Below are 15577 nucleotides of genomic sequence, written 5' to 3'. Positions count from 1 at the left end.
CTCTCTCTGTGTCCCTGGGCCTGCATCAGTGCCCGACGGAGATGCGGACCACGTCCACGGAGTTGTCGGACGGCCGCCAGGCACCGAGCACCTGGGCGCTCTGTCCGATGCGCAGACGGGACAGGTCGGATGTCAGTGCGCGGCCGGCGTAGGAGGCGCTGGCGTCCGGGGCGACATGACCGACCAGTTCGTGCTGCCCGTGGGCGAGGTGCAGCCGGTTCTTCGCGATGCCACGGATCTGCGTGTCCAGATTTACGATGTTCACCCACACCGCGTCCGCGGCCACGGTGCCGTCAGGCATCTTGACGCCGCGTGCGTAGAGCCCGTCGCCGACGTCGATCACTTCGGCCGTGGTGGGGCGAACTTTCCAGACGCTGGTGACGTTGGTCATCTGGACCCGGGAGTGGCCGCCGTTGGATCCGGCCACTTCCAGGATGCTGCCGGTGATGCCCGTGATCCGGCCCTCCACGAAGGTGGACTTGGCTATCGCGGGGTCGAGCGAGGGCTCTGCGGCGAAGGCGGCCTCGGCGTCGAGGCCGCCGAGCGCGGTCGCGCCGATGATGGTAGCGCCGCCCAGCGCGGCGTTGGTGAGGAAGCGCCGGCGGCGCATCCCGTCGGCACGGTCGTGTCGTACGGTCATGTCGGTGCTCCTCACTCGTAGATGTAGACCGGCAGCTTGCCCGAGCTCAGGTTGCCGATCGCCGAGAAGGCGGCCGGGGTCAGGTCGAGGACGCGGTTGGTGCGACAGGCGCCATTGCAGCAAGTCGCCTCGCCGCACCAGTCCTTGGTGCGCGGGCCGCAGTCGGTGATCGTGATGCACACCGTCGCACCCGAGCACTGGTGCTTGACGTTCATCACCGCACCGCAGCCACGTCTGGGTATGTTCTCGCCACAGAGGTCGGGCCGGGTGATGTTCCAGCATGCCTGTGAGGCGTTGGGCCACGCACCGTGGCGGGCGCTGGACTGGCAGTTGCCGCAGGCGCCGCCGCCGGCACTGGAGCATGGCCCCCAGGCGTTGCCACAGCAGAACCAGCTGGTTTCACCGGCCCACAGGCTGGTTGATCCGCAAGCCATCGTGTTGCCTTTCTCGGGAACTGGCGCGTGCATGACAAATGCTGACCGATCGCTGACCCGCTGCATCAAGCGGAGATGCCCGCGTTCCGGCCGAGGATGGTTGTCCGAGCGAAGCAACTCAATGATGCGCGTAGACAAGCCAGTTGTATAGACTGTCTCGTTCCGTTTGGTCGAGCACCTCGCTCCGCGCCGATTCATCGCCGTGAAGTTGTCCGCGCGACGCGCGACGGTCGACTTCCTGGTCCCGTACGACGACCGAGGCGACCGAGGAGACCGACAACAGCGCCTGGGCCCAGCGGCTGAGGTCCGGCACCGTCCCGTCCTCGCCTCCGACGATGAACAACGTGGGTGCGCTCTACCGCCGGCAGGCGGTGACCGATCAGATCGGGCCGGCCGTCGCAACTGTCGACCGCCGCGGCCGGGAAGTCCCGCGCCGAAGCAGCCGGCCGCGAGGCCCTACGGCCCGGGCTGATCGCGCTCACGGGATGCGCGCCGAGCAGCCGCTCGTCGCCAACACCGGCCGAACGGGCGAGGCCTCCAGGAAAGCTGTTTCCGATGTCTACCGCTTCCTACCGGCTCATCCCTTGACTACTCCCAGCGGCACCAGGCGGGCTACCAGCCGGGCGAGTCCGGCGCCCTCCGTGACCGTGGCGACCGCGTCGACGTCCTTGTACGCCTCCGGCGCCTCCTCGGCGAGACCGCGCCATGAGGAGGGCCGCACGGCGATGCCCCGGGTCTCCAGCTCGCCACGAAGCCGCTCCCCACTGACCATGCGCAGCGCGTGGTGGCGGCTCCAGACCCGGCCGGCGCCGTGGCAGGCGGAGTGGAAGGCGTCGTTGCCGGGAAGGCCGACCATCACGTACGAAGCGGTGCCCATCGTCCCGGGGACCAGAACAGGCTGGCCCGCCCGGACGAGGTCCTCGGGCAGGCCCGGGTCGCCGGGCGGCAGCGCCCGCGTCGCGCCCTTGCGATGGACGCACAGTGGACGTGCCGCTCCGTCCACTTCGTGGGTCTCCAGTTTGGCGGTGTTGTGCGAGACGTCGTAGACCAGCTCCAGACCGACTCCCGCAGCGGTCGCGAAGGCGTGACGGGTGGCTTCCGACAGCAACTGGCGGTTGGCCCGGCCGTAGTTGGCGGCCGCCGCCATCGCCCCGAGGTAGGCGCGGCCCCGCGGCGAGTCGACCGGCGTACAGGCCAGCTGCCGGTCCGGGACCTGGATGCGGTGCCGGTGCAGTTCCTGGTCCATCACGCGGACGTGGTCGGTGCACACCTGGTGCCCCAGGCCGCGCGAGCCGCAGTGGATCATGACGCACACCTGGCCCACCCGCAGCCCGAAGGCCGCTGCGGTGGCCGGGTCGTAGACCTGGTCCACCGCCTGGACCTCCAGGAAATGGTTGCCCGAGCCGAGGCTTCCCACCTGGTGGAGGCCGCGCTCGACGGCGCGCGCGCTCACCTGCCCCGGGGCCGCACCGTCCAGGACGCCGTAGTCCTCGCAGCGCGTGAGGTCGCGCGGCACACCGTGGCCGTGCTCGACCGCGTACCGAGCGCCGCCGACCAGCAGCTCGTCCATCTCCCCGGCACCCGACAGCTTCCACAGGCCGCCGCGCCCCATACCGCGCGGGATGGTCCTGTCGAGGAGGTCCATCAGGCGCCGCGTCCGCTCGTGGTCGAGCGCCTCGCGGTCGATGCCGGCGGCCAGCAACCGTACGCCGCACGAGATGTCGAACCCGACGCCGCCGGGCGAGATGACCCCGCCGTGGGAGATGTCGGTGGCGGCCACCCCGCCGATCGGGAAGCCGTAGCCCCAGTGGACGTCGGGCATAGCGAAGGAGGCGCGGACGATGCCGGGCAGCGTCGCCACGTTCGCCACCTGTTCCAGTGCCTTGTCCCCCGCCGCCTGCGGCAGCAGCGCCCGCGAGGCGAACACGATCCCGGGGACACGCATCGGCTCCCGCTGCTCGATCCGGAAGCGGTACGGGCTGCTCTCCAGCAGTGCGATCTCCACGTCCCTCACCTCCAGTCGGCCGTCAGCCATCCGGTCCGGTCGGCGACGGCGATGCCGAACTCGGCGCAGGCGGTGGTGAGCCGGTCGCGGATCCACTCCCGCTCTTCACCGCGCGCCAGGCGGGTGTGGCAGTAGTCCAGGGCCAGCGGCGCCGCCTTCACCCGGGCGGGAACCAGGTGCGCGGCATCCGGGCCGTCCAGGGTCACCAGGAAGAGGAGCCCGAGGTCGTTGCGCAGGACCGGATCCACGGCGTAGTCGTCGACGAAGTCACCCAGGTCGTAGAGGATCCGGTCGGCGATCCCGTGGAAGACGTGGGCGGAGTGCCCGGCGACCAGAGTCGCTCCCGCCGCAAGCAGCTCCGGGGCCGCGGCCGAGACGCGGTGCGGCGGCCGGGAGGTCATGTTGGGGCCCCAATGCGGGGTGACCAGCACGACATCCGCCGCCTCGGCGGCCCGGCCCACCGACTCCGTCAGCCAGCCGGGCACCCCCACGCGGAGATCGGCCCAGGCCACGCCGGGGCTGTTCTCCCCTGCCGCGTACTCCTCCGGGTGGTCCGTGACGCCGACCACCGCCAACCGCACACCGCCCGCCTCCAGCACCGCGAACTCCCGGGCCGCGCGTACGTTCGCCCCGGCGCCGACCGTGTGGACACCCGCCCCGGCCAACAGGGTGCAGGTGTCGGTCAGGGCGTCGAAGCCATAGTCCAGGGCGTGGTTGTTGGCGAGCGTCACACAGTTCACCCCCAGTTCGGCCAGCACCTTCGCGGCGACGGAGGGCGCTCGGAAGAAGAAGGCCTTTCGCGGGTCGGGCCAGCGGTGCCCGCGATCGGAGACGCAGCACTCCAGATTGAGTACGAACAGGTCCGCCTCCGCGAGCGCCTCCCTGACCCCCGTGGAGACCAGCGTCCCCGGCACCGGCGAGCGGCGCAGTTCCTCGGCGACGTTGCGCCCGAGCATGGTGTCGCCTGCCAGGGCCATCGTGAGCGCCATGATCCTGTCCCTTCCCCGCCCCCTCAGACGTCGAGGGTCACCCGGCAGGTCCAGCCGCCAGGTCCGCACCGCAGCTGCAGATCGTGCAGCGAAACGGCCTTCGGCACCGCACCGACCGGGACGGCGGTGCCGGCGTCGGCCATTCGGAAGCGGACCGACAGGCCCCGGCCGTCCCCTGCCGACCGGATCGCTCCCACCTCCACATCGAGCGGGATCTCGCCGTCGGCATCCATCCGGTAGACGACCTCCTCCAGGACGGACACCAGCAGATCCTCATCGGATTCCGCCGTAATCGCGTATTCGTGGTCCCCGACAACCGCTGCCCCGGACGTGTCGGCGAAACCCTCCACCACCGCACGCACAGCCTCGACGATGCAGCCCGCGACTGTCGGCGACCACGCCTCCACCTGCATGTCCGCGGTGTGGGGCATAGCCCGGTGGCCACTCGCACCAGGCTGCTCCCCCGTGGGTTCCCGACCGTCCACAGTCGGTGCCTCTCCGTAGTCTCCGTACGCACAGCCTGACGGCCGAGTTCCCCGGACCGCGGGCCCTGTCTCCTCCAGAGTCGTCCCGTGCACCGCTCCAGGGCAACCATCACGAGGCGCGACCGCCCGTCGGCGCTGTCCCGACCACCCGAGGAGCGGACTGACACCGTGCGCAGTCGCCTCAAGCAGGCACTGCACCCCAGGTCAGCGCTCGGAACCGGGGTCGAGGGCAGCGCCGTCAACCTTGTGGTCAACGCCTGGATGACTGCCTCGACGGTCGCCATGAGCGACGTCCTCGCGCTGCGCGACGCACTCGCAGCGCCTCCGTTCGACCGCGGCGTGGACCGGCAGTGCGGGAACTCTTCCGCAGGCGTCGCGGGACGCTGTGTCCGTGCCCGAGCGCCGCACCGTAAGCGCCGCGCCGAGGTCGCCCGCACATGGTGCAGCGGGCGACAGGACGGGGCGTCGTCGTCGCTCGCCGGCCGTACCGGTCCTGACATGCCATTGGCTGGAGCAATGACCGGCCCGAAACCCTGCGGCGCAGCAGGATGGGCGCCTTGACCACGTCCTGTGTCAGGAGTTCCGCGTGTACAGGCTCTGTGAGTGGACCCGCCAGGAGCGCCGTCCGCATGCGGGTCGCACGGTGGCTCCGTGCTCCGGCGGGGCAGCGTCCGCGCTCGCCCCGCGCCGGCGCGAGCAGTGAGGTGGCCGGGCCGCCCCCGGGCGGCGAGCGACTGGACGGCGCGGCCCGGTGAAGGGGGCCCTGCGGTGCCTGCCGCGCCCGCGTGGATGCGCTGGCTGCCTGCCTTTTACATCGCGGGCATCCTGGTAATCGAACCCATCACGCCGGTGCAGTGGCCCGTGAGCTTCCTGCTCGTCGCCCTCCCGGTGATCGCCGCCTTCGCCCACGGCCCCGCTGCCGTCGGTGCCTTCACCGTGTTCGCGATCGTCTTCGAAGGCGTCCTGGCCGGCACCCCGTGCTGCGCGGGCCGCCCGGTGAGCTACGTATGGGATCGCCACTACGTGACCGCTTACCTGTGCACCGCTCTGGTCGGCGTTCTCGGCACACTCCTGGCCGCCCACCGCGTGCGCCGGGAACGCACCCTCGCGACCGTGCGCTTCGTGGCCGAGATCGCACAGCGTGTCCTGCTCAGCCCGGTCCCTCACCGCATCGGCCCCATTCAGGTGGAAACTCTCTACCTGTCCGCCGACGCGGAAGCACGCATCGGAGGCGACCTGTACGAGGCCGTCCCCACCACGTATGGACTCCGCCTGGTCATCGGAGACGTCCGCGGAAAGGGCCTCCCTGCCGTGGAGACGGCCGCCACCCTTCTCGGAGCCTTCCGCGAGGCCGCCCACGACGAACCGGACCTCGCCACCGTTGTCCGCCGGGTAGAGACCAGCATGAACCGCAGGGCCGCACGCCTTGCCGGAAGCGACATGGCCGAACGCTTCGTCACTGCCATCATCGCGGAGATTCCTCGCCGGCACGTGGTCCGCGTCGTCAACTGCGGCCATCCCCCGCCCCTGCTCATCCGCTCCGACGGGGTCACTGAGCTGGAAACGGCCGACCCCGCACCGCCACTCAACCTCGGCATGCTCCTCACGGAGGCCTACCACGTCGACGAGTACCCCTTCCGCCCCGGCGACCAGTTGCTGCTCTACACCGACGGCGTCACCGAAGCGCGCGAATCCGCTGGGGCCTTCTACCCCCTGCCGGAGCGTGTCCTTTCCTGGGGGCCCCTCCCACCCCGGGAACTCCTCGACCGCCTCCACCACGATCTCCTCGTCTACACCGACAACCGCCTCAACGACGACACCGCGGCTCTCGCCGTCTACCACCTGCCCGACTAGCTAGGAACCAGCAGTCACCCACTGGGACCGGCAGCCATGCGCGACGCCTCTCGTTCAGACCACTTGCGCTGATCAGCCAGTGCCGGAGGAGGGCGCGGCCGACCGTTCGACGCCGTGCGGGCGACATGGCCAATCATCACTGTCAAGACTGGGTGTCCGCCTGGGTCATGGAGCTCACGGCGTCGGCGATCGTGCTCCGGTAGAGGCCCAGCTTCGGCTTGAGTACCTTCGCGCCGGAGCCGAGCGGGAAGTTGTGCGTTTCCGCGTTGGGCATGTGAGCATCGTCGGCCAGCACGTTCATCTCGTCGATCCCGGCCACGGTCCCCGTGGTCGCACCGCATGGGTTGACGTCGATCACCGCGTAGGCGGTCTTTCCGGCCCGGACCGGGTATGCGGGTGCGCCGCCGAGACCGCTGGGGACCAGCGGCCTGACGTCCTTGCTGTGGTCCGCGGAGTGCGAGTTGCCCAGGCTGACCCGCGGGAAGTAGCTCAGGCCGCAGGCGCTCGCGCCGAGGTTGCGCACCTCGATCACCCGCTGGGTGGGCGCGCCGGCACGGCTGGTCACGTGCACCGACAGCTTCTGGCTCTTACACGGATGCGTGTAGGCGTAGCTGTCGGTGTCCGTGTTGCCGCCGCTCGCCTTCGCGGTTCCCTCCTTCGCGGTGCCTTTGCCTGCGGAGACTGCTTGCGCGGACCCGGTGTTCGCCACCGAGTCGCCGGCCTTCGCGGCGTCGGCGGGCCGGGAGGCGGCGGCCGGCGTGGCGCCGTTCGCCGGGTCGGCGGCCTTCGTGCCGCTGTCTTCCCCGCCGCAGGCGGTCAGTGCCAGGGCGAGGGCGGCAGTGGCTGCGGCGCCGAGGACGACGTTGCGGTTGCGGTTGCGGTTGATCGTACGCATGGAGATTCCCCGATGTAATGGTGAGACAAGGCCTGAATGCTGCGGCGAACCGACCCCGACCTCGTGAGTCTTCTGGCCGGCGCTCACGTCCCGCCGACATGCCTCTCACGTCCAGCTGACGTTCCCGGATCGACGAGCAGCACCTTCAGGATTCCGGTCCGTGATCGTGATCGACTCAACGATCGAACCGGGGCAGAGTCACGCTGCGGGAAGGCCGCCATGGCCATGGCGGCCTTCCCGCGTATCCGGGTCCGCACCCGCCGCGGTAAACACCGGAGCGTATGGCGACAGGGGTCAGGCTCCGCAGAACGGCATGGTCCGCACGTATCCGCCCAGGTTCTCGTCGCTGCTGCTCCCTTTTCGCGGGCGGCGCCGCCCCCGCACCATCTCCTGCCGGCGGCCCGACTCGTGCACTGCCCGGGGGCGGTGCACTGTGGAAGATGTGGATCTCAGTGAACGCATCGCACGTCTGCGGAAGTCATGGCGGCCGGGCCATGTGCTACTGGTGATCCCTCTTGCGCTCATCGTCGTGATCACGGTTGTGGACATTCTGGCGCCGGAGGACATCCGCCTGGGGCCGCTGCTGGTCATCGCTCCCGCGATCACCGCCTCGTTCGCCGGTCCGCTGTCCACCGCGGTGATCGGAATCCTGGCCGTGGCTGGCCAGGCGTACATCGGTCTGCACTTCGGCTTACTGACCTCCCGGAGCGTGCTCGTGCAGATTGCCGCCATCGCCGTGCTCTCGGCGTTGGTCGTGTTCTACTGCCTGATGCGCGAGCGGCACGGCCGGGAACTCGCCCGGGTGCGGTCGGTGGCCGAAGCCGCGCAGCAGATCCTGCTGTGGCCGCTCCCCGACCGCATCGGGCCGCTGCGGGTCGCCTCGCTGTACCTGGCCGCGGAGGACGAGGCCCTGATCGGGGGCGATCTGTACGCGGCCACCCGTACCGGGGGCGGAACCCACGTGATGATCGGCGATGTGAGAGGCAAGGGCCTGGCCGCCGTCGGAGAAGCCGCTCTCCTGCTCGGCGCCTTCCGCGAGGCCGCCCACCAGCACACCAGCCTGCCCGCACTCGCCGCCGCCCTCGAGCGGAGCGTCGGCCGCTACCAGGCCGACTTCGAGCCGGAAGGCGAGGCCGGGGAACGCTTCGTCACCGCTCTCCTGCTGGAGATCCCCGACCACGACCCCATCATCCGCATGACCAGCTGCGGACACCCGGCCCCCCTGCTGCTCAGCCCAGGACATTCCGTCTCCGTCCCGAGTCTGCATCCCGCACCCCCGCTGGGAGTCGGCGGCACAGGGCAGACGGGCTATACCGTTGACGTGTTCACCTTCGAGGAAGGCGACACCCTTCTCCTCTACACCGACGGCATCATCGAAGCACGCAGCCGAGAGGGAGATTTCTATCCGTTCGCCGAACGGGCCGCCCGGTGGACCGACAGTTCTCCGGAGACTCTCCTGCGCCACCTGCGCCGCGACCTCCTGGCGCACGCGGGCGGGTATCTCGGTGACGACGCCGCTGTCATCGCGATCCACCGCGCTCCTGCCGGAAATTCGGGAATCCATCACGGAGAGGCCGCCCGGCCCGACAGCTCCCCTCACGGCCCCGGAGGAACGGGTCCCTCACGGGAGTGCTGACCGGAGGCCGACCCGTCCCAGAATGTGCACCGCCCTCCACAAAATTCCGGCAGTTCTTCTCCTCGAAAATCTGCCATGGCGATAGTAGACATGCTTCATCCCTGGAGTTACTGTCTTCCACATAGCCAGGAAGTCTGTACGGCGCGGCAGAGACGAACGGCCGCGCGCACAGGACGAATGCGGGTGTGGCACGGCAGCGGAACGATGGGACCGCAAGGATCGAGGGTTCCCTCGTCGACCGCCGGGACCGGCGGCTCGTAGACGCCGTCGGCAGTACCAGGACCCGCATGTGGCAAACAGATGGATCAGCCAGGAGAAAGAAGGAGGCAAGCGCCATCAGGATCGCCCGAGCGAGGACGTAGTCAGCCCGGGTACCGCAGACCCCGGAACGGAAGGTGGTCACACGGTCACGCATCCGCGATACCCGCACTCACTCCCCTCAGCCGGGAGACAGTGCGGAATCAACAGGCCGGCGCAGTAGTGAGCCGGCAGATGGTGTTCAAATCCCTCTGGGCCCTGGTGCCGTACAGCGCCGGGGCCCCCGACACGCCCGCGACCAGAGGTGCACATGACCGCAGACACCCCTCTCGGCCCTCTCGACGACGACCACTACCCCGCCTACACCATGGGACGGGCCGCCGAAATGCTCGGCACCACTCCTGCTTTCCTGCGGGCCGTCGGAGAAGCCCGCCTCATCACTCCGCTGCGGTCCGAGGGCGGGCACCGCCGCTACTCCCGCTACCAGCTGAAGGTCGCCGCCCGCGCCCGCGAACTCGTCGACCAGGGCACGCCGGTCGAGGCGGCCTGCCGCATCGTCGTTCTCGAGGACCAGCTCGACGAAGCCCGGCGCGTCAACGAAGACCTGCACCGGGCCGCAAACGAGTCCCGCCCCGGCACCGGAGCCTGACTCCGTTACCTCGCGACGCTGGGGCACCGAAGCATCGCGCGGGTCGCGGGGCTTGCCCGCCTCGCGTGCACGGCGGTGCGTGATGCGGCGTTCGACGGGGCGTGCCATGACGCGGGGCTGTCCCGCCCGACCGTCGTGCACACCGGCGAGGAAGGTACGCGGGCCACCCGGAAGCTGCTGATCGCACCCGAGCGTCCCACGGCGGTCGTCTACGACAACGACATCATGGCGGTGGCGGCGCTCCCGGTGACTCAGGAACTCCCCCTCGCCGTCCCGCGCGATCTGCCGGTCGTGGCCCGGGACGATTCCCCGGTCACCCAGGTGGTGCGGCCTCAACTCACCGCGCCGACTCGGGACATCGCGGCTTACGGGGCGCGCGGCCGAGACCCTGCTGGAAATGATCGGCGCCGGTGCGGCCGAGAGCGTACGGGATACTCCGGCGCGCCTCGTGCCGCGCGGCAGCACCTGCCCCCGCGGCGCTGACGGCACGCACCTTCACGGACCCACGACGCCACCGGCCGTTCACCGGGCGGACCACCGGCAAGCCGAAGGACCGGCATGGTCGGCGTGCGTGCCGACCGTGCCGGTCCTGGCTGATGAAGCGGGCGCGGGGTCTACAAATCAGTAGGCGGAGTTGACGTTGTCGATCGACCCGTAGCGGTCGGCCGCGTAGTTGGCGGCCGCGGTGATGTTGGCCACCGGGTTGGTGAGGTCGTGCGCGGTGCCACCGACGTGGTAGGCGTTGAAGGTCGGCTGGATGACCTGGAGCAGCCCCTTGGACGGCACACCGTTCTTCGCGTTGACGTCCCAGTTGTTCTGAGCGCTGGGGTTGCCGCCCGACTCGCGGATGATGTTGCGGTGCAGACCCTCATAGGTGCCGGGGATGCCCTTGGCCTTCATGATGGCCAGCGACTCCTTGATCCAGCCGTCGAGGTTGTTGGCGTATCCCGTGCCGCCCTGGCCGCCGTCCGCCGAAGCCTTGACCACGGAGGCGCTCACCGTCGCCGGTGCCACCTCAGCGGCCTGCGCGGATGTCGACGTCAGCGTGAGGGCTGCTGCTGCGGCACCCACGGTGGCGACACCGGCGACGGTCAGCGTGCGGAGGCGGGCGATGCGGCTGGTGCGGATCTGCGTGTACGTGGTCATACGGAAGGAACTCCAATGGGGACGTCTTGGGTGATGCCGGCCGGTCTCGGTTGCGGCGGCTTGCGGAGCCGAACCCCGCTGCTGCGGGTCCGAGCGAACCTGTCCGGCGAATCCGCCGGGCCCGACCGCTGCTCCCTGCAACGACAGCCATGGTTAGCGACGGACAGGACGGAGCGCAATTATGTGACGTACTACCCGACTACGGAGAAATGTCTGAAATGCCATGTTCTGTGGCGTTTCTTCGCCTCTTGTGCGGCCTCCGGCCTACTACCGTCCCTAGGATGTGACCCAGCTCCTATGGGTGGCATCACAATTTCAACCCTGACGCCGCGGTTCGACGGCGCGGCTCGGGCACGTCTCGCCGACGCCCTGAGGCCCGCCTCTCCGCCTCGTCGCGTGCGACTGCGCACAGGGTTCCCGTAGGTCACATGGCGGTGATGGAGGTGCGGGAACGAGCGTCGGCCTGCCGCGGTGGCATCCTCGGCGTGGCGACGAGCGAACGTGGGTCCGGTGGCTTCCTCCGCTGCTGATGGCCGGGGACGTGGTCGCGGACCCGACGGTCCACAGTCACGAACCACTGAGCTTCCTGCTGGTCGGAGTCCCTCCCCGTCGCGGCGGTCACCCGGAGTCCGCGGCGCACCGCCGGAATCACCCTCGTATGTCCGGGGCTGGAAGTGTGGCCGGCCTGGTCCGGGCCCGCTCGGTTGCCGAGGCCATGCAGCGGACGCTGCTCCGGCCGTTTCCGCGGCGGATCGGTCCGGTGCGGGCGGCGGGCTTCTACGAGGCAGGTGAGGGCGGCATACTCGTCGGTGCTCGCTCTCACGCTCACGTGAACGCTCTCGTGCGCGGGGTTCGGTTCCCCGGACCGGCAACCGGTACCGCCACACGGTCTGTGGCCGGCCCGGTCACAGGCTCGGGGGGGCCGCCCGGCCGTGTGTCGGTCGGCAGTGCCTGCTCGGTCCAGATGACCTTGCCGTGGTCCGTGTAGCGGGTTCCCCACCGATCGGCGAACTGGGCGACGAGGAACAGCCCCCGGCCGCCCTCGTCCGTGGTGGCCGCCTGCCGCAAATGGGGCGCGGTGCTGCTGTGGTCGGAGACCTCGCAGATCAGGGAGCGGTCGCGGAGCAGCCGTACCCCGATGGGGCCGGTGGCATAGCGAATGGCGTTGGTGACCAGTTCGCTGAGGATCAGCTCGGTGGTGAACGCCTCTTCCGCCAGATCCCATTCGGCCAGTTTGCGGGACACCTCGGCCCGTACCCGGGACACCGACGAGGGGTCGCTGGGTACGTCCATCTGAACGACGTCCGCGGCGTCCAGTCTGCGGGTACGGGCGACGAGCAGCGCGATGTCGTCACGGGCGAGATCGGGCACGAGGGTGCGCAGGACCGCGTCGCAGGTCTCCTCGGGTGTGCGGTCGGCGTTCTCGGCGAGAGTCCGGACGAGCAGGGACAGGCCCTCGTCGATATCCCGGTGCCGGTCCTCGACGAGACCGTCCGTGTAGAGCACGAGCCGGCTGTTCTCGGGCAGCTGCGTTTCGAAGCTCTCGAAGGTCAGGCCACCGAGTCCCAGTGGCGGGCCGCCGGGCACGTCGGCGAATTCCGCGGTGCCGTCCGGGTGGACGACCACGGGCTGGAGGTGGCCGGCCCGCGCCATGATGCAGCGCCCGGACACCGGATCGTAGATCGCGTAGAGGCAGGTGGCGCCGGCGACTTCCGCGTCGGCGCTGTCGACGGCCTCGTCCTGGTCGATCTGGGCGACCAGTTCGTCGAGGTGCCACAGGAGTTCACCCGGCGAGAGGTCCAGGGTGGAGAAGTTGTGGACGGCCGTGCGCAGGCGCCCCATGGTCGCGGCGGCGTGCAGTCCGTGGCCGACGACGTCGCCCACGACGAGCGCGACGCGGGCGCCGGGCAGCGGGATGATGTCGAACCAGTCGCCGCCGACGCCGCCCAGACCGGCCTGTGCGGGCAGGTACCGGTAGGCGACGTCGAGGGCGTTCTGGTCGGGGATACCGCGCGGCAGCAGGCTGCGTTGCAGGGTCACCGCCATGGCGTGCTCGCGTGTGTAGCGGCGGGCGTTGTCGACGCTCACCGCGGCCCGGGCGACCAGTTCCTCGGCGAGTGACCGGTCCTCGTCCTCGAACGGTTCGGACTCCCCGGCGCGCCAGAACAGGACGACGCCCAGGATCGGGCCGCGGGCGCGCAGCGGAACCGCGATCACCGAGTGGATTCCGTACGCGAGGAGTTCCCGGGCTCTCGCGGGATCCTGCCGCTGCCAGCCGGAAAGGGCCACCAGATCCGCGTCGAGGACCGCCTCTCCCGTGCGCAGGCAGGCCCCCATGAGCGTGGTCGTCGGGAAGCGGAGCAGCGAGCCGACGGGGTGGAGCACCGAGTCGTCCCGAACGCCGCTGACGGCGGTACGACGCCACTCGGTGTCCGGGCCCGCGCGCGTGGGCTCCTCACCGCGCAGGACCGCCTGCATCACATCGACGGTGGTGAAGTCGGCGAAGCGGGCGGTCGCGAACTCCGCCAGTTCCTCGCACGTACGCACCACGTCGAGTGTGGTGCCGATCTCGGTGCCGGCCTGATACAGCAGACTCAGTCGTCCGCGCGCCACGTCGGCCCTGCCCGTGACCGCCTGGAGTTCGGTGGTGTCGCGCAGGGTCGTCACGCTGCCGGGCGGGCCGCCGTCCCGGTCGGTCGACCGCTGGTTGACCGCGAGCAGGCGCTCACCGACCGGAAGCACCTCGTCTGTCACCGTCCTTCCCGAGACCAGCAACTCCGTGGTGACCGGGTCGAGCGCGAGCTCGGTGACCGCGCGCCCCTCCACATCCGCCGGCAGGCCGAGCAGACGGCGGGCCTCGTCATTGGCGAGCAGCAGCCGGCCGTCGCCGCTGACGATGAGGACGCCCTCGCGCACCGCGTGCAGGACGGCGTCGTGATGCTCGTACATCCGGGTCATCTCGGTGGGACCGAGGCCGTGCGTCTGGCGGCGCAGCCGCCTGCTCACCAGAGCCGTCCCGGCCGTGGTGAGCATCAGGGTTCCCGCGGCGGAGCCGAACAGGAGCGGGAGCTGCTGCTCGACGACGCCGCTCACGCGTCTGATGGTGATCCCCGCGGAGACCAGACCCACGACGCGGCCGTCATGACCGGTGACGGGTACCACGGCCTGCACGAGGGGTCCGATGGTCCCGGTGACTTCCTCGACGACGATGCCGCCGTTCAGCGCGGGCTTCAGGTTGCCGACGAACTTCTTCCCGATCCGGTTGGGCAGGGGGTGGGTGTAGCGGATTCCGGCCCGGTTCAGCACGACGACGAAATCGACGCCGGTGAGCTTCCGGGCGCGCTCGGCCAGCGGCTGGAGCACCGCGGTCGGGTCGGGGCTCTTCAGTGCCGCCTCGATCCCCGGTGAGCTGGCAAAGGCCTGGGCGACGGCGACCGAACGGTTACGGGCCTCTCTTTTGCTGTCGGCCCGCGACTGAAGTACGAGCGCGGCCACTGCGGCGGCCACGAGCAACACGACTATCGCCACCTGCAGGAGAAAGACCTGACCGGCGACAGTTCGCATCCTGAGAACCGAGCGTCGGCGGCTGTCCCGTCCGGTCATGCCCTCTTTGTACACCTTGCGCACACACCGGGCGACCCGCGCGACGCACTGTGCGACGGCTGACGGGCAGGGCCGCGAGGTGTCGCGGCGGGGCGGGTCCGGCCGGCCGGAAGCGGATCCGTCCGGCACGGGGCCCGGCCCGGTTCGGAGTCACTCGGGTGACGGACAACCGCTTGCCGGGGGCGCTTCGGTGCCGGGACGGAGAAGGACCGTGGCGATGTAGTCCGCCACGGTCGCCCGCAGCCGATGTACCCCTGTGCGCGCTCGGACATGCACCACCGGTGTTCCAACAAATCGTGACAGAGCTCGGCCTCGTCCATGGAGCCGCGGAAAGGTCCAATCGGACGAGCAGTACGGCGAGCGCGTCCATGAGCCGGTGCACCGTGCTCGGGCGCATGGTCGTCTCGAACATCGAGCGGTAGGACAGGGACCCGTTGAGGTGACGGGTGATCAGCATCGGCTCCAGCGGTGCCCCGTCGCCGGCGGTGCGCCCGGTGACCACAGCGGGTGGGTCCACCGCGGGTATGCCGAGCCGGGCAAGGATGCACAGCAGTTCGTACTCGCGTACCGCCGGGCGCTCGGCCGATCCAAACGGGAGGCGCTTCCGTCCGCCTCCCGGGCCACGCGCTCCAGCCGGCCGCGGTGGCTCTCCCACCACGCCGCGTCGCCGGGCGCCATACAGTCGCTTCCGGTCCGCAGCCCGACGACGCTGTCGATGAGCTCCCGGACGATGTCGGCGCGCCCGGCATGGCGATCCGTCTCGGCGATCATGTGGACGAGACTCCGGTGGAGCGTCACCTCGCGTCGATCCCCCGGCGTTGCCGACGATCCGGAGCGGCGGTACAAGCGGTGAGCTCCGGCTCCGGCAGCTGATTCCCTGGTGCTCCGCGCGGCCGATACCTGTACGGGTGGTGCATACCCGGACACGGTCGTACTGTCGATTCAGGAACGACCGCTGGAGGAAGGGCACCGCCACCGATGAC

Annotated in this window: 14 protein-coding genes and 2 pseudogenes; 5 read left to right on the top strand and 11 right to left on the bottom strand. The window is 70.1% G+C overall.

Going from position 1 to position 15577, the window contains the following annotated elements:
- Positions 1-25: 25 nt before the first annotated feature.
- From OG936_RS34725 to OG936_RS34700, 6 genes are all read right to left on the bottom strand, one after another.
- Positions 26-640, bottom strand: a complete 615-nt coding sequence (locus OG936_RS34725; protein ID WP_384461584.1) for a cell wall protein — start codon at positions 638-640, stop codon at positions 26-28.
- Between the two features lie 11 nt (positions 641-651).
- The gene (locus OG936_RS34720; protein ID WP_406499803.1) at positions 652-1212 is read right to left on the bottom strand and encodes a hypothetical protein; all 561 of its coding nucleotides are present in this window, start codon (positions 1210-1212) and stop codon (positions 652-654) included.
- Complete coding sequence (locus OG936_RS34715; protein WP_406499802.1) at positions 1193-1387, bottom strand: hypothetical protein; 195 nt, start codon at positions 1385-1387, stop codon at positions 1193-1195. The genes OG936_RS34720 and OG936_RS34715 overlap by 20 nt, the downstream gene beginning before the upstream one ends.
- Positions 1388-1651: 264 nt before the next feature.
- Positions 1652-3079 carry an RtcB family protein gene (locus OG936_RS34710; protein ID WP_406499801.1) on the bottom strand — a complete coding sequence of 476 codons (1428 nt, stop codon included), beginning with the start codon at positions 3077-3079 and terminating at the stop codon, positions 1652-1654.
- 5 nt (positions 3080-3084) lie between these two features.
- The gene (locus OG936_RS34705; RefSeq protein ID WP_406499800.1) at positions 3085-4068 is read right to left on the bottom strand and encodes a CapA family protein; all 984 of its coding nucleotides are present in this window, start codon (positions 4066-4068) and stop codon (positions 3085-3087) included.
- 23 nt (positions 4069-4091) lie between these two features.
- Positions 4092-4499, bottom strand: a complete 408-nt coding sequence (locus OG936_RS34700; RefSeq protein ID WP_406499799.1) for an archease — start codon at positions 4497-4499, stop codon at positions 4092-4094.
- Positions 4500-4721: 222 nt separating this feature from the next.
- Here OG936_RS34700 and OG936_RS34695 point away from each other — a divergent pair, with 222 nt between their 5' ends.
- Entirely contained in the window at positions 4722-5114 is a 393-nt protein-coding gene (locus OG936_RS34695) for a hypothetical protein (protein WP_406499798.1), read from the top strand.
- A 207-nt stretch (positions 5115-5321) separates the two neighbouring features.
- The gene (locus tag OG936_RS34690) at positions 5322-6407 is read left to right on the top strand and encodes a PP2C family protein-serine/threonine phosphatase (RefSeq protein ID WP_406499797.1); all 1086 of its coding nucleotides are present in this window, start codon (positions 5322-5324) and stop codon (positions 6405-6407) included.
- Positions 6408-6549: 142 nt separating this feature from the next.
- On the opposite strand, the gene OG936_RS34685 is transcribed toward OG936_RS34690, so the two are convergent.
- Positions 6550-7302: a DUF4232 domain-containing protein gene (locus tag OG936_RS34685; RefSeq protein ID WP_406499796.1), complete on the bottom strand. Its 753-nt coding sequence runs from the start codon at positions 7300-7302 to the stop codon at positions 6550-6552.
- Positions 7303-7744: 442 nt separating this feature from the next.
- Here OG936_RS34685 and OG936_RS34680 point away from each other — a divergent pair, with 442 nt between their 5' ends.
- From OG936_RS34680 to OG936_RS34670, 3 genes are all read left to right on the top strand, one after another.
- Positions 7745-8938 carry a PP2C family protein-serine/threonine phosphatase gene (locus OG936_RS34680; protein ID WP_406499795.1) on the top strand — a complete coding sequence of 398 codons (1194 nt, stop codon included), beginning with the start codon at positions 7745-7747 and terminating at the stop codon, positions 8936-8938.
- A 568-nt stretch (positions 8939-9506) separates the two neighbouring features.
- Positions 9507-9845 (top strand): MerR family transcriptional regulator, encoded by a 339-nt coding sequence (locus OG936_RS34675; protein WP_406499794.1) that lies wholly within the window; start codon positions 9507-9509, stop codon positions 9843-9845.
- Positions 9846-9863: 18 nt separating this feature from the next.
- The gene (locus tag OG936_RS34670) at positions 9864-10328 is read left to right on the top strand and encodes a substrate-binding domain-containing protein (protein WP_406500736.1); all 465 of its coding nucleotides are present in this window, start codon (positions 9864-9866) and stop codon (positions 10326-10328) included.
- Positions 10329-10466: 138 nt separating this feature from the next.
- On the opposite strand, the gene OG936_RS34665 is transcribed toward OG936_RS34670, so the two are convergent.
- The 4 genes and pseudogenes from OG936_RS34665 to OG936_RS34650 all read right to left on the bottom strand — a co-directional run.
- A complete protein-coding gene (locus OG936_RS34665; protein ID WP_406499793.1) occupies positions 10467-10991 on the bottom strand; it encodes a transglycosylase SLT domain-containing protein in 525 nt (174 codons plus the stop codon).
- A gap of 825 nt (positions 10992-11816) precedes the next feature.
- The gene (locus tag OG936_RS34660) at positions 11817-14594 is read right to left on the bottom strand and encodes a SpoIIE family protein phosphatase (protein ID WP_406499792.1); all 2778 of its coding nucleotides are present in this window, start codon (positions 14592-14594) and stop codon (positions 11817-11819) included.
- Between the two features lie 316 nt (positions 14595-14910).
- A pseudogene (locus tag OG936_RS34655) lies at positions 14911-15177 on the bottom strand (DUF4032 domain-containing protein); the annotation flags it as partial.
- 20 nt (positions 15178-15197) lie between these two features.
- Positions 15198-15410 (bottom strand): annotated as a pseudogene (locus OG936_RS34650) (DUF664 domain-containing protein); the annotation flags it as partial.
- Positions 15411-15577 lie beyond the last annotated feature (167 nt).

Origin of the sequence: Streptomyces sp. NBC_00846 (genome assembly GCF_045207325.1) — a bacterium.
Lineage (GTDB): Bacteria > Actinomycetota > Actinomycetes > Streptomycetales > Streptomycetaceae > Streptomyces.
Note: the sequence above shows the minus strand (reverse complement) of the source record. Positions and strands in the feature narration are given on the sequence as shown.

Bases quoted from the DNA above. Each gene is read 5' to 3' on its own strand.
- OG936_RS34660 (WP_406499792.1), bottom strand. From the start codon at position 14,594: ATGACCGGACGGGACAGCCGCCGACGCTCGGTTCTCAGGATGCGAACT.
- OG936_RS34705 (WP_406499800.1), bottom strand. From the start codon at position 4,068: ATGGCGCTCACGATGGCCCTGGCAGGCGACACCATGCTCGGGCGCAAC.
- OG936_RS34665 (WP_406499793.1), bottom strand. From the start codon at position 10,991: ATGACCACGTACACGCAGATCCGCACCAGCCGCATCGCCCGCCTCCGC.
- OG936_RS34725 (WP_384461584.1), bottom strand. From the start codon at position 640: ATGACCGTACGACACGACCGTGCCGACGGGATGCGCCGCCGGCGCTTC.
- OG936_RS34675 (WP_406499794.1), top strand. From the start codon at position 9,507: ATGACCGCAGACACCCCTCTCGGCCCTCTCGACGACGACCACTACCCC.
- OG936_RS34700 (WP_406499799.1), bottom strand. From the start codon at position 4,499: ATGCCCCACACCGCGGACATGCAGGTGGAGGCGTGGTCGCCGACAGTC.
- OG936_RS34685 (WP_406499796.1), bottom strand. From the start codon at position 7,302: ATGCGTACGATCAACCGCAACCGCAACCGCAACGTCGTCCTCGGCGCC.